General features: G+C 60.9%; 11 protein-coding genes. 8 read left to right on the top strand and 3 right to left on the bottom strand.

The window, feature by feature from the left end:
- Window positions 1–285 precede the first annotated feature (285 nt).
- From EV286_RS25240 to EV286_RS25230, 3 genes are all read right to left on the bottom strand, one after another.
- Window positions 286–1,200, bottom strand: a complete 915-nt coding sequence (locus EV286_RS25240; RefSeq protein ID WP_207909920.1) for a DMT family transporter — start codon at window positions 1,198–1,200, stop codon at window positions 286–288.
- Window positions 1,201–1,564: 364 nt separating this feature from the next.
- Entirely contained in the window at window positions 1,565–2,500 is a 936-nt protein-coding gene (locus tag EV286_RS25235) for a LysR substrate-binding domain-containing protein (protein WP_132959937.1), read from the bottom strand.
- A gap of 168 nt (window positions 2,501–2,668) precedes the next feature.
- On the bottom strand, window positions 2,669–3,286 hold the full coding sequence (locus EV286_RS25230; RefSeq protein WP_132959936.1) for an isochorismatase family protein: 618 nt from the start codon (window positions 3,284–3,286) through the stop codon (window positions 2,669–2,671).
- 131 nt (window positions 3,287–3,417) lie between these two features.
- Here EV286_RS25230 and EV286_RS25225 point away from each other — a divergent pair, with 131 nt between their 5' ends.
- From EV286_RS25225 to EV286_RS25190, 8 genes are all read left to right on the top strand, one after another.
- Window positions 3,418–4,344 (top strand): LysR substrate-binding domain-containing protein, encoded by a 927-nt coding sequence (locus EV286_RS25225; RefSeq protein ID WP_245500821.1) that lies wholly within the window; start codon window positions 3,418–3,420, stop codon window positions 4,342–4,344.
- Between the two features lie 109 nt (window positions 4,345–4,453).
- A complete protein-coding gene (locus EV286_RS25220; RefSeq protein ID WP_132959935.1) occupies window positions 4,454–5,332 on the top strand; it encodes a pirin-like C-terminal cupin domain-containing protein in 879 nt (292 codons plus the stop codon).
- Window positions 5,333–5,540: 208 nt separating this feature from the next.
- A complete protein-coding gene (locus EV286_RS25215; RefSeq protein WP_132959934.1) occupies window positions 5,541–6,488 on the top strand; it encodes an alpha/beta hydrolase in 948 nt (315 codons plus the stop codon).
- Between the two features lie 40 nt (window positions 6,489–6,528).
- Window positions 6,529–8,037, top strand: coding sequence for a GMC family oxidoreductase N-terminal domain-containing protein (locus EV286_RS25210; RefSeq protein WP_132959933.1), 1,509 nt, complete (start codon window positions 6,529–6,531; stop codon window positions 8,035–8,037).
- A 240-nt stretch (window positions 8,038–8,277) separates the two neighbouring features.
- The gene (locus tag EV286_RS25205) at window positions 8,278–9,285 is read left to right on the top strand and encodes an AraC family transcriptional regulator (protein ID WP_132959932.1); all 1,008 of its coding nucleotides are present in this window, start codon (window positions 8,278–8,280) and stop codon (window positions 9,283–9,285) included.
- A 127-nt stretch (window positions 9,286–9,412) separates the two neighbouring features.
- The gene (locus EV286_RS25200) at window positions 9,413–10,774 is read left to right on the top strand and encodes an FAD-binding oxidoreductase (RefSeq protein WP_132959931.1); all 1,362 of its coding nucleotides are present in this window, start codon (window positions 9,413–9,415) and stop codon (window positions 10,772–10,774) included.
- Between the two features lie 259 nt (window positions 10,775–11,033).
- The gene (locus tag EV286_RS25195; RefSeq protein WP_132959930.1) at window positions 11,034–12,650 is read left to right on the top strand and encodes a serine hydrolase; all 1,617 of its coding nucleotides are present in this window, start codon (window positions 11,034–11,036) and stop codon (window positions 12,648–12,650) included.
- 13 nt (window positions 12,651–12,663) lie between these two features.
- On the top strand, window positions 12,664–13,461 hold the full coding sequence (locus EV286_RS25190; RefSeq protein ID WP_132959929.1) for a transcriptional initiation protein Tat: 798 nt from the start codon (window positions 12,664–12,666) through the stop codon (window positions 13,459–13,461).
- Window positions 13,462–13,494 lie beyond the last annotated feature (33 nt).

Genomic DNA, 13,494 nt, shown 5'->3' with positions numbered 1-13,494 from the left:
GTCGGAAGCTTTTATCCTTGACCAGTCTAGCAGGACGGCGCTGCGGGTTCCAGATCGATGGAGCCCAAGCGCTGGTTCGCCGCACCGCTCGTGCGTTTTGATCTACCGAGCCGACGGGCGCCGGAAGGCCGCGCCTCGCGCACGACCTGCGCGAAGCAGCCGGCGAGATCAGGCGGCTGCATACCCGCCTTCGCAGCCCATGCGCCAAGAAGGCACGGGCCGCACGCTTGACCTTCGCTGTCACGCTCGCCACCGTGATAGAAGTCGGATGAATCTCAATCCGCACTAGCCCAGCCTTCCTGCGATCGATCTGATCCTGCTGAGCGAGGCGAGTAGAAAACTCGCCGGCACCCGTGTCAGAAATACGCCGGCGATCGCCAGGAAGAAGCCAATGATCTGCATCGGCATCAATTTCTCGCTGAAAAGCACGAAAGCTTCCAATGCGGAGAGCGGTGGGACCGCCAGCAGAAGGGCGCTCATCTTCGCCGGTCCGTTGTGGCGTGAAAGCCATACGACAAGCGACACACCTGCTGCAGACAGGCCAATCACCGACCACGCGAGGAGGCCCCAAAGCGCAGGGGTTCCATCCCATAGACGGTTCCCATCCAGCATCGTCGCTGCCAAAGCCACCGGTATGCCGCCCGCATTTTGCAGCGAGGTGGAAACGCTGACAGGATCGGACGCCAAGCCGCTTCGCTGGATCGTGGTGGCAACGGCCATACCCGTGACAGCCAGGATCGCTGCCGCCAACCCTATGGCATCGATGTGACCGCCCTGCCCATTTGCCAAGTCGGGTTCGAGAACGAAGATCACGCCGAAAACAGCCATGACGAGTCCAAGCACGCCGGACCTCGGTAGCTTCTCGCCACGGGCGAAATAGACCCAAACAGCGATCCCAACCGGCTGGGCGCTGGAAAGCAATGCCATAATGCCTGCCGGCATGCCTCGCCATATCGCAGTGTAGGCAAAGCACAGATAGACACCATTCAACAGTGCGCCGGTAAAGAGGTGTGACCAGACCCGGGGTCCCGTCGGCCAGCGGTCGCGGCGCAGCAATGCAATAGCGGCCAGCAACAGAGCGCTCAGCAGCATGCGCATGACCAGGAACGGCTGTGGCGCCGCATGGGGCAAGATGCCTTTGGCGACGATAAAGCCGGTCGACCATATCAGGACAAACAGGATGGAAAGTATGGCCGACATGAAATGCTCCATTTGATCACTTGTGGATCGTTCTTCTCGCAATTGTCGGGCAAGGCTTCTCGTTCTCGGGCGGCGGGTGAGCCGGTGGCGCGGGGGCGCCTCACGCGCGCCACCAGACGCCTGCGCCTCGCCCCTGCCCTCGGCGGACTTGGCGGCGCTGCCGCGCGCACCTCATCGATGCGCTGGCCGGTCGCCTCGTCGATACCGATAGGCGCGAGCACATAATCGCTGTCGCGTTTTTTGACGCAAATTCAGCGGGTGGGGAACTAGCCTGCGTTGAAAGCAACCTTCATCCGGCTGGACGATGGCGGGTGTACGCGATGGCCCGGTCGCCTCGTCCTGTGTCAGCCGTTGCCGCTTGTCTTTACAAAGGAGCTACAGAGGTTTGCTGCTGCGGCACTATCACGTCGCAGCATGAGTGAGCCACGTGATCGATGAAGGCCCTCACTGCGGCGCCAAGACCATTGCGGTTCGGCATTAGGGCGGTCAGTGCAGTATCTGCCGCAAGCCAGTCAGGAAGAAGGAGCTTTAGCTCGCCGGTCTTGAGCTCATCTTTGGACATGTAAGCAGGAAGCGCAGCAATCCCAAGGCCTGCCTTGGTCGCGCCCTTGAGGCAGGCTATGCACGTGCTCGACAATCGCGGAGAGATCTCGACATCTTCAACCACTCCCGTCAGATGATTGGAAAGCGACCATCTGGGATGCGTGTTGTCACGGCGAACGAACAAGGTCGTATGCTCTGCCAAGTCTTGTGGGCTTTTGGGCTCCCCTCGTTCATTCAGGTACGACGGCGATGCGAAAAGATGCCACGGGATACGCACCAGAGGCTTTTGAACAAGGTTGGAGTCCGGCAAGGGGCCGGTATGGGCGCGGATGGCCAGGTCGAACCGCTCACCGATGATGTCTACAAAATCGTCCACTGCGTGTTGAACCAGCGTGACCTTCGGGTATTTGAGCATGAACGAATTGATTATGTCGGGTATGACAAATTGCGCGGTCGCAATCGCGGTGGTGAAGCGTATCGTGCCGGAGGGCTCGGTCACTCTGTCGCGCATCGCATGCTCGGCTTCATCCGCACGCTCCACCGTCTCCACGGCATGTCTGTAAAACTCCGTTCCGGCCTCTGTCAGACTAAGCTGCCGAGAGGATCGGAGCAGCAAGGTGAGGCCCAGGCGCTCCTCCAGCTGCTTGATCCGATGGCTCAGCGTTGAGGTCGGCAGCCCCAAGGCACGGCCGGCGGCAGTAAAGCCGCGCCTGTCGACGATTGTCACAAAGTAGCGAAAGTCATTCATATCAATCATGAGATCACGCCTCTATGAAGTGGGAGCCGGAACGGCCGGGTTGAGACGTCTGTGGCGGGAAAATCCGGCAACTCTGCGCACCCGAACCGCTGCAGGCCAGCACGCTCGTAACGATCTCCTAATTTAGTTAGGGCCGGCCCGCCGTAAGCCAAGTCGAACGAGAGCGGCTTACTTGCTGTAAGCGCTGGCAATCTGGCCCACGAGCGTCGCCCAGGGCATGTCGAGGGCAGCATAGACGGCACCGGCCTCGGGCCGACCGTTGTCCTTGAGGATTTCGACCATCATAGTGGCATAATCAGACAGGATGACACCCGCCTGCTGCATGCGCAGCAACCCGGCCTGACGCTTTGTTTCGCTGAAGGTGCCGGAAGCATCCACGGCGACATAAGCGTCGAGGCCCCGGGCAACAGCCGTCATGGCCGGAAACGCCGCGCAGACTTCGAGCGAGATCCCGGCAAAAATCAGCTTCTTGCGCCCAGTGGCCGCGATCGCCTTTGCCACCCGTTCGTCGTCATACGCATTCACCGACGAGCGGTCGATGATTTCGATGCCAGGCAGAGCCTCGACCAGTTCGGGAAAGGTCGGTCCCCACATGCTGTTGCGCGCAGTCGTCGTGATGACAATCGGCAGATTGAGCGCCTTGGCCGCTTTGGCGAGCGCCACGACATTGTGCTTGAGTTCACCGGTCGAATAGTCCCTGACGCCGGTCATAAGGCCAACCTGATGATCGACGAGAATGACTGCCGCGTTGTCGGCGGTAAGCGGCTCATAAGTGCGGTTGGTCATGACGAACTCCATTGGGTTGAATCGCGTCCGGCGTGGAGCAATTTGGGTCAAGCTCCTTCAGGGCCAGCTAAAATTATCCTCTGGACGAATGGCCCAAAAGTCGGCAAAACTGCAACTAATAGTCCGACAGGTTGGACGATGGCGATATGCTGGATTTGAATGACTTCTTCTATTTTGTGCAGATAGTCGATCGGGGTGGGTTCACAGCCGCCGGCCGCACCTTGCGCGTGCCCAAGTCGACACTTAGCCACCGTATTCAGGAACTCGAGAAGGAACTGGGCGTACGTTTGCTCAACCGGACGTCACGCCGGTTCGGAATGACGGATGCGGGTGAAGACTTCTATCGTCACGCGGTGGCGATGCTTCGCGAGGCGGAACTTGCCGAGACGACGATACGCCACCGGCTGACTGAGCCGACCGGCACGGTCCGGTGCACGGCCGGCGTCGCCACCATGCAATTCGCCATGTCCGACATTATCGCTGATTTCCTCGTCCGGTACCCGAAGGTCAATGTCGTCGCACACGCCACGGACCGAACTGTCGACATCGTGGGTGAGAATTTCGATCTCGCCGTCCGCGCCCATTCCGATCCGCTCCCGGATTCCAATCTGGTCCAGCGTACCCTTGCGCCCGCTCCGTGGTATTTTTTCGCTGGATCGGCTTATGTCGAGACGAACGGCGCGCCCGAGAGCCCTCAAGACTTGCAAAATCATCCCTCACTATTCATGATGAGAACCGGTGTTGCTCCGGTCTGGAGGCTTCGCCACGCGCGCCAGGCGAGAGATGAGATTGTTATGCCGCTCACTCCCAGGCTGCTCGGCGACGATATGGTTGGTCTTCAGCAGGCGGCGGTCAAAGGGCTCGGTGTGGTCGCCCTTCCTGGCTACATTGCAAGGAACGCGGTTCGGTCCGGCGCCCTCCGGCGCGTGCTGCCGGATTGGCTTGCCGGAGACTCCACGCTCACCGCACTCATCCCCTATCGGCAAGGATTGCTGCCTTCAGTGCGCGCCTTTCTCGATCATCTGGCGGCCGAATTCCCAAAGGCTGTCCTGCTCTAGCCACTCGTCCATCGTGTTGAACGCTAAGTCCAGAATATGACGGCTTTTCGTCCAGTGCCGTTGGCCGCAAAGTCGCCGTCATAGGAGACGTCAACGGAGCGGCCGAATAATGCATAACACTGCAACACTGGATAAGGCGGCTGTTCTTGCCGAAAGGCTCGGAGAGATCGTCGCCGGCATTCCAAACAACATAGGCAGCGGATTCTCTGCCAATCATTTTTCAGAAGAAATGTTCGACGGACGGATGGACCCGCTATTGATGGTCGATCACTTCGTGATGACGGCGCCGACGTTCGATCCCCACCTGCACGCAGGCATCTCCGCTGTGACTGCGATGTTCGAGGATTCGGAAGGCGCCTTCCTGAACCGCGATACGCTCGGGCACAACATCGCGCTGAAGGGTGGCGATCTTTATTGGCTGACGGCAGCAGGCGGCGCAGTCCACGAGGAAAAGCCTGAAGAAGGCGCCCGGATCCACGCCTTGCAGATCTTCGTGAATCTCCCGGCCCGCCTCAAGAAAGAACTGCCTCGCTCCCTTCACGTAGAAGCCAAGGATGTTCCGGTCCTGACAGGAGAGAAGTTCCGCGCCCGGGTCGTTCTCGGCCGCAGCGGCGAGGTCGTGGGGGCCGAGGGAACCCCGGAAGAAATGACGATGCTCGACGGCTTCGTGCAGACCGATGGGTGTTTTTCCCATCTGCTGCCAAGCGGCAGGCAAGCCTGGATTTACGCCGTGGCAGGCGCGCTGACGCTCAGAGTGGGCAACAGCCACCGCGCGTTGACCGCCGGCACCGCAACGACTGTCGCGGCCGGACCGGAGACCGAGACCGTGATCGAATCCAGCGATGGTGCGCATTTCGTGCTGCTGGCGGCAAAGCCGGTCCACGAGCATTTTGTCAAGCACGGTCCGCTGGTAATGTCGAATGCCGATGAGGTTCGACAGACACTCGCAAGCCACGCCAGCGGCCGTTTCGGCCGCATCGAGAACTGAGCTTCGCACGCACGGATATTCGCCGTGCAAGGGATGAAGGGCGAGCGCCATCGGTCGCCGCCCTCCCCGACTGAATTGCAACAGAAGCCAAGAGACGAGCTGAGGCGCCCGACAAGGCGCGAGCGCATTGCCGTGTTCGCGGGCGGACGGCTCGCATCACGATAGACGCACCGCTTCTGATCGAGCGGCCGACAGAGGAGAAACGACGATGCTGAATGTTTCAGAGATCACTAGGAGCGAAGCAAAAGTCGAGGTGATCCATATCACCGACGAGGAGCGCGCTCGCGAAAACGCTTTGCGCGAGCATTTCGCGAGCTTCTGGGCATCGGCCACGGGCGATCTGCGGACCGCCTATGACGCCTTCATCTCGGCAAGTCCGCTGACAGAAGACGTTGCCCTCGACGCCGTTGACGAAGACGGTGTGAAGGGCTGGTGGGTTCGTCCAAAGCAAGCCAGCTCTGCCCAGGCTATCCTCTACATTCATGGCGGCGGATATGTCGTCGGATCTGCGAAAGCCTATCGCGGCTTCGTCAGCCAGATCGTCGCTCGCACTCAGGTTCCAGCATTCCTACTTGACTACCCGCTGGCGCCGGAAGCGACCTTGCCGACTGGACCGAATGCAGCAGTCACCGCCTGGCGCTGGCTCGTCGCGCACGGCTTCAAGGAGATCGCGGTCGTCGGCGATTCTGCCGGTGGCGGCTTGTCCCTGATAACGCTTGCGGAGGTCAGCAAGGCGTCCCATGGCGTGACGCCGGTTGCCGGCGTCGTCTTTTCGCCCTGGGCCGATATGACCTTTTCGGCCGCCTCGATGACGGATCCGTCGATCGTGGACCCGCTGATCAGCTACGAATACCTTCAGGATTGCAGACAGAAATACCTCGGGTCCTTCAAGGCGTCCGATCCGCTGGCATCTCCGCTTTTGGGAGATCTCAAGGGATTGCCGCCGCTTTTGATCCAGGTTGGCTCGGACGAGCGTTTGCTCGACGATTCCCGGCAGTATGCCGACCGCGCAGCCCAAGCCGGCGTTCCTGTCCAGCTCGAGGTTTGGGAAGGCATGCACCACGTCTTCCAGCTCGACGTCGCACATCTTGAAAGCAGCCGAAAGGCCCTCGACCGCGCCGCCGGCTTCCTCCTCGACGCCTTCGGCCGCGGCTGAGCCCGTGTCGAAACAGCAAACCGAAAAAAGAAGAACTCCGATGTCAACCACGAACACATTCGACGTCATCATCGTCGGCGGCGGTTCCGCAGGCGCAGTACTTGCAAACCGGCTGAGCGAAGATCCCACCAGGCAGGTCCTGCTGCTGGAAGCCGGTCCCGCTTATGCTCCCTCGGAATATCCCGATGTGATCGCCAACGCCGACCGCGTGGGCGGCGACAACGCACATGATTGGGGCTATCACACGCAGGATCATCTCGGGCTCGGCCATGACGTTACCGCGCTTCGCGGCAAGGTGCTCGGCGGCGGTTCCGCTGTCAACGCTGCCGTGGCGATACGCGCAAGACGATCCGATTTCGCGCGATGGACCGCCCGCGGAGTCAAGGGTTGGACGTTCGACGACGTGCTGCCCGTCTTCAAATCCATGGAAAACACGCCGACGGGCGACGATGCCTGGCATGGCCGCTCCGGCCCATTTCCGATCCGGCAGCGGACGATGGAAGAAAATACGCCGTCGATGCGGGCCTTCGTTCTGGCGGCGGAAGCCGCAGGCCTGCCGCGGGTGAACGACTTCAATGGCGCCGAGCAGAACGGTGTCTCGCCCTATCTGCTGAACGTGGTTGACGGCCGGCGGATCAACACCGGCATGGCCTATCTCACTGACGTGGTTCGCCGTCGCCCGAATCTGACGATCAAGGGGCATGGAGAGGTGGACAACGTCGTCTTCGATGGACGGCGCGCAACCGGTGTGCGCCTCCTGAACGGCGAGACGATCACCGGCGGCCAGATCATTCTGTCGGCCGGAGCCTACGGTAGCCCGGCGATCCTGATGCGCTCGGGAATTGGCCCCTGGTCGCATCTGGCGGAGCTCGACATTCCGGTCCTCCTCGATGCCCCCGTCGGCAACCGGATGAAGGAGCATCCCTTCTACTACAACATCTATGCGCTGAAGCCCGAAGCAAATTCCATGACGCCTGCGGCGGGCGCGATCATCTGGACCAATTCCAGCGAGGCCGGTCCCGACGAACTCGATCTCCATATATCGGGCACGCACATCTTCGACCCGGCCCGAAGCCCGACAGGAGGCGCGATCGTGCTTGCCTGCTCCGTGACGCTTCCGAAATCGAAGGGAACCATTCGCCTCGCAAGCCGCGACCCTCGCGCAATGCCGCTCATCCGCTTCAACTTCTTCCAGGATCCGAGCGATCTGCGAAGGATGATGGAAGCCGTGCGGCTGTCGCGCCGGATCGGCAGGACGGCGCCGTTCAGCGATCTGGTCGCGCTTGAAATGACCCCGGGCGAGGATGTCGAAGATGACGCCGCGCTGGAGAAAGCCATAGTCGCGTCGGTCGACGGTTACTCCCATCCGACCTCGTCGGTTCCCATGGGAGGTGCCGACGATCCGAGCGCCGTCGTCGACGAGAACGGCGCGGTACGAGGCGTGGAAGGCCTGCACGTCGTGGACGCCTCCATCATGCCCGACATCGTTTCGGCGCCGACCAACGTCACGGTCATCATGATGGCCGAAGCGATCAGCCGGAGGCTATAGCGAAACCGTAGAGCCCGGCGATCCATCTTTGTATCCTGGACCGAGCGCCCTGAGGACGCTCGGTTTCGTTCCGCCCGTGCTGCCGGAAGAAGGCGTCAGCCGCCTCAGCCTCGATCAACGGTGACCTGCCCGTTGCACCTGTAACCCATCGTCCCCTCGCAGAAATCACGGGAATGCGGACGGCGCATCAAATGCGCAGTCCGCCGCTGTGGCGGCGATTCTGCGAGTGAGGCGAGCAAGATGAACCCGATGTCCCAAGCTTACTATGAGGAGATGATCCTGCGTGCCGGAATGCGCGTTCACGGCGGCAACCTGACGCAACTTCCCCATCTCGATCCCGTGAACGGCGATCAGCGCTGGGTGGCATGGGCGGGCCGGGGCATGGGCCTTTTCGTCATCAACTATCCGGGGCCTGACGTCGTGGCGTTCGACGCGGTCGCCCTTCGTGACGTGATCGTCTGCGCCGTCGTCCTCAACGAGGCGTCGACGGATTTTGAAATTGGCAGACGCGGTTTCGACGCGGAAGCCTCCGACATGACCGTGATCTTCATCCCGAGAGGCGAGCACTTTCATTTCGAGACCCGAACGGGACGTGGACTGAGGGCGGTTACGGTCCTGATCGACCCGATGATGATCATGGAGGCCCACGGCCCCGACGGTTTGGTTCCGGAATCGCTGTCGGGGATGATCCACGGCCACGAGACTGTGATGGACAAGCTTCTGCCCGGCCGCTTCGGCCTGATTGCCCTCGATATCGCGGCCCGCCGCGGCATGTTTGCGCCGATTGCGCCGCTCTACTACGAAGGCAAGGCACTCGAGCTGATGTCGGTCCTACTGGATCAGCTCTCCCGGCAAAACGTGATCCGGACCGGTCCCGGCGAATTTGATCCCGGAATGCTCGAACGCCTGAGCCGGGCGAAGAAGGTGATCGATCACGCGCCGCGGCGTGCGCTGGACATCGCCGCCCTGGAAAACGTCGCCGCCATGAACCGGACGAAGCTTCGCTCCTCCTTCAAGAAGGCCTACGGCATGACGCTGTCGTGTTACCGCACGGCACTTCTGCTGCAACAGGCCGAAAGAGCTCTCGTGGAGTCTGGTTTCAGTGTGCAGCAAGCGGCGCATCGCGCAGGTTATGCCAATGCATCAAGCTTCATCGTCGCCTTCAAACGGCATTTCGGGATCAATCCGGGAGACGTACCGCAACTCCCTCTGCGCCGATCAGGCGATGTAGCTCCAGACGGTGGCTAGGACCGAACGGGGATGACGACGACGCGGGCCGCAACAGCCTGCGGCGCTGACGATCAATGCTGCGCCTCTCGATATCGGATCGTCCTAGACTTGGCCTGTTGAAGAACAAACCAAGAGGTATCGAAGCATGACGAAGAAGTTCGACCTGTCGTCTCAGCCTGCCGCGAGCGCGCTGCAGACATTGATTCCCAGCAAAGTCGTCCTGCCTGGAGATGAGCGCTACGACGCTGCCCGCCGGGTCTGGAACCGCGCGGCGGACCACCATCCGGCAATGATCACCTATTGCGAGACCACACAGGACGTGCAGGCGGCCCTTTATGCGGCCCGCGATCGCGGTCTTCCGATATCGGTTCGTGGTGCCGGCTATGACGGCGAAGGCCGTTCGGTACGAGACAAGGGGCTGGTCGTCGACGTCTCGCGCATGAACCAGGTGGAAGTGAGCGGCGGCATCGCAACGGTTGCCGGAGGTGCGACCGCAGGTGCCGTCATTTCCGCCGCCGCGGCAAGCGACCACCTCGCGGTGACCGGATGGATGGGCGTCATCGGCATGGCGGGCCTGACGCTTTCGGGTGGCTACGGTCCCCTGATCGCAAGTCATGGCCTGGCGCTGGACAGCCTCGTCGGTGCCGAGCTGATCCTCGCAGACGGAGAGCATGTCATCGCCGACCCCCAGGAGAATCCGGACCTGCTTTGGGCGCTTCGTGGTGGTGGCGGCAATTTCGGTGTCGTCACGGCAATGAAATTTCGCCTGCATCCGAACCGAGCCGTGCTCGCGGGCATGATCCTGTTTCCGTGGTCCGATGCGGCCAGGGTCTTGCGTGACTATGCCGAGATTGCGGCTTCGGCGGGCGACGACCTGACCGTGCTGGCAGGCATGTTCTGCCTGCCGGACGGCAGCAAGACCCTGTTCCTGGCCCCGGCCTGGACCGGAGACGCGGCGCTCGGCGAAAGCCTGATGGCGAGCCTGCAGAGCCTCGGTACGCCGTTCCACGTACACATCGACACGGTAAGTTATCAGGATCTGATCCGCTCGTTCGACCATCGTGTGGTCGACGGGCGCGGATACGCCGTCAAGAACCGATGGCTGCCCGAGATGACTCAAGGGGCAATTTCCGCCATCATCGAAGCCAGCGATAGCCTGTCTTCGCCGTTCACGACCATCATCCTGCATCACTTTCGCGGCGCGGCCACGCGGGTTCCCGACGCCGACACCGCATTCGGGCTGCGGCGCGAACACTTTCTCGTGGAAATCATCGCCGCCTGGGATCCTGCCGCGGGAGACAATGGCAGCAGGCACCGATCCTGGGCGCGAAACCTATCCACGGCGCTCGCCCCGTTCGCATTGCCCGGAGGCTACCCCAGCCTGCTCGGCCTGGACGACATCGAACAGATTGGGCAAGCCTATGGCGCCAGTCTGCAGAGGCTCCAGGCGGTGAAGCGGCGCTTCGATCATCGCGGCCTCTTCTCCGCGGCCCACCTCCCGACTTGACGAGCCGCAGTGCTGATATTCGCAAAGGCCAGGTTCCGTTCCGGCGAGCGGGATCTTTGTCATGCTCGACCGGCCATCATTCCGAGCTCGGCGGTCTGAATCGTATCGTTCAATGGTCCAAACGATGCATCCAATTTTCGCGGGCTCACCGACCGCGCATCGCGGACTAGCTAATTGTGAGCACGACCTTTTCCGCTGCCTCCCACGAGCCGCTCGAAAGCGAGTGCACAAAAACCAGCTTGAGTCCAAGGAGATCAGGATGACACATTTCAAGCGGTCATTCGTCGCGGCTGTAAGCCTCGCGTTGCTCACATACTCGGTTCACGCCGAGACACCTACAGGCGCCAGCGGATACCCGGTAAGCCGTGGCGAATACCCAGTGCAGTCTCACGGCATCACCGTGGACCGCCTCATTGCAGACTTCGCGCGCAAGAACAATCTTCCGGGAATTTCGGTCGCGATCGTACAGGCGCCGTACATCCCGCTTTCGGCGGGCTACGGGCGCACCAACATCGACAACGACGAACTGGCCTCCACCAAGACGATGTGGAACATCGGCCCGATCACTCAAGGCTTCACGGCCGTGGCAATCATGCAACTGAAGGAGGCGGGCAAGCTCGCCCTCGACGATTCAATTTCCAGGTATCTGCCCGATGCTCCGCCAGCCTGGGCGGACATCACGATCCGCCAGCTGATGCAGCACGCTTCCGGCATACCGGACTACCGCAATGCCGGCTACGAAAGTGCGAAACACTACAGCCCCTCGCAGTTGCTCGATCTCGTTCGTTCCAGGCCGCTGCTGTTCAAGAGCGGTACCGACGTTCAGGTCAGCGCGACAAACTTCATCCTGCTTGGCCAGATTATCGAGCGTGCCAGCGGAGTCTCCTATCACGACTTCATCGAGCAAAATCAGATCGAGCCGCTGCACCTCGAGAGCACGATGATGGCGTCGGACTTTGCAAAGAAGGCTTTCCTTGACCGGCCGCAGCCAACGCCCGGCTTCAACCAGCATGTCAAGTTCCACTCGATGATCCCTTACATCAACCCCGTGGAACCTGCGACCGGCTACTTGTCCAATGGCAGCGGTCTTAAGGCGGTCGATCCTGCGAACTCGGAGAATCTCTATGCGTACGGCGGCCTGTGGTCGTCGGCCGAGGATATCAGCGCGTGGGACATAGCTCTTGCAGGCAGCGTCCTGGTGAAAGACGAAGGCGACCGTGACCTCATTTACAGGCCGACCCGCCTGGCGGACGGACGAATAGTTCGGGCGATGGCCGGCTGGGAATTCACCCATCACCCCGGCTTCATGGAGATTAAAGGCAACTCGCCTGGTTTCAGTTCGTACCTCAGCCGGTTCACAGCGGCGGATGAACTTGTATGTGTCACCCTTCTGACGAACAAGGAAGGTGTTGATCTCACGGATCTGGCAAGAAGCATCGCGGATGCCTACAAGTCGGGTCTCGGCCCCGATACCGATCCTGCAAAGACCGTCGCGCAAGAAAGCAAGTACAATGTTGCCGAGACGGTGGCTCGCATCAAGGCAAATCTCGCGCTTCAGAAGGTGCCGGTTTTCGCGACTTTCGATCACGGCGCGAACGCGAAGGAAGCGAACCTTTCGCTTCGCCCAACACAGGTCATCGTTTTCGGCAACCCGAAAGTCGGCTCCAAGCTCATGCAGCAGCAACAGGCGATCGGCATCGATCTGCCGCTTCGCATATTGGTCTGGCAGGATGAAAGAGAGCGTGTCTGGATCGGTTACCAGAACATGGACGACCTGGCGAAAACCTACGACATCGAGGACAAAACGACGATCGACGCGATGGCCAAGTTCATCGACGCCCTCGTCAGCACGTCCGCCAATGTCTACGCCCGTTGAGTGGAGTCAAATCATGCGATCATTGTTGGATGCAACCACCCGACGGAGTGCCCTTGTGGCGCTTGGCCAAAGCGCGCTGGTCTTGTCAGTCGCCGGCACATTAGGCGATTCAGCGCGGGCTGAACCGGCCACTGCCGAACCCCAGGGCGCGAAACAACTGTCAGAATTGCGAAGGACTCTGTCCGGCTTTAAACGACGGCGCGGCTTCCCATCCGTTCCGTTCATCCTGAACGATGAGCGGTATTGGGATCGGGAGGCCGCTGAGGTTCTTCTTTCCTACAACTATCCTCATCGGCAGATGTGGGAGAACACCGAACTTGCCGGTCAATGCGTGAACCTCATGCGAGAGGCGACTAACGGGCAGGTCTTCTCCCATGGGAACAAAGACTTTCTGGCAATATCGGCTACTCACGGATCCGCACACCTGGCGTTGTTCAATCAGCAGGCTTGGGAGAAATACGGGCTCGCCGAAAAGACGGATGGCAAGTTCGCCTCGAACAGTTTCATCATCGAGCGGCCCGGCACGTCGCCACATGACGACATTCAGGATCTGGATGGCTTCTATGGACCCAGCAACAACAATATCATCTCGCTCCAACGACGGGGCATGGTGTTTGTTGGCTGCCACGACTCCATTCACGCGATCGCGCGCGGCCTCCGTTCTTCCCCCGCGCTTTCCAGCATTCCGGCGGATGAGATAGCAGCGGATTTGACCAACAGTCTGATCCCCGATGTAATTTTGGTTCCCAGTGTCGTCGCCTTCATCGCTGAACTCCAGCGGTCGGGCTACTCCTATGCGAAAGGCACCTAGCCTCTAAGGCTCGGTCGGGCAAAGGCGCGTCGA

Source organism: Rhizobium sp. BK251 (genome assembly GCF_004345245.1).
GTDB lineage: Bacteria > Pseudomonadota > Alphaproteobacteria > Rhizobiales > Rhizobiaceae > Rhizobium.
Note: the sequence above shows the minus strand (reverse complement) of the source record. Positions and strands in the feature narration are given on the sequence as shown.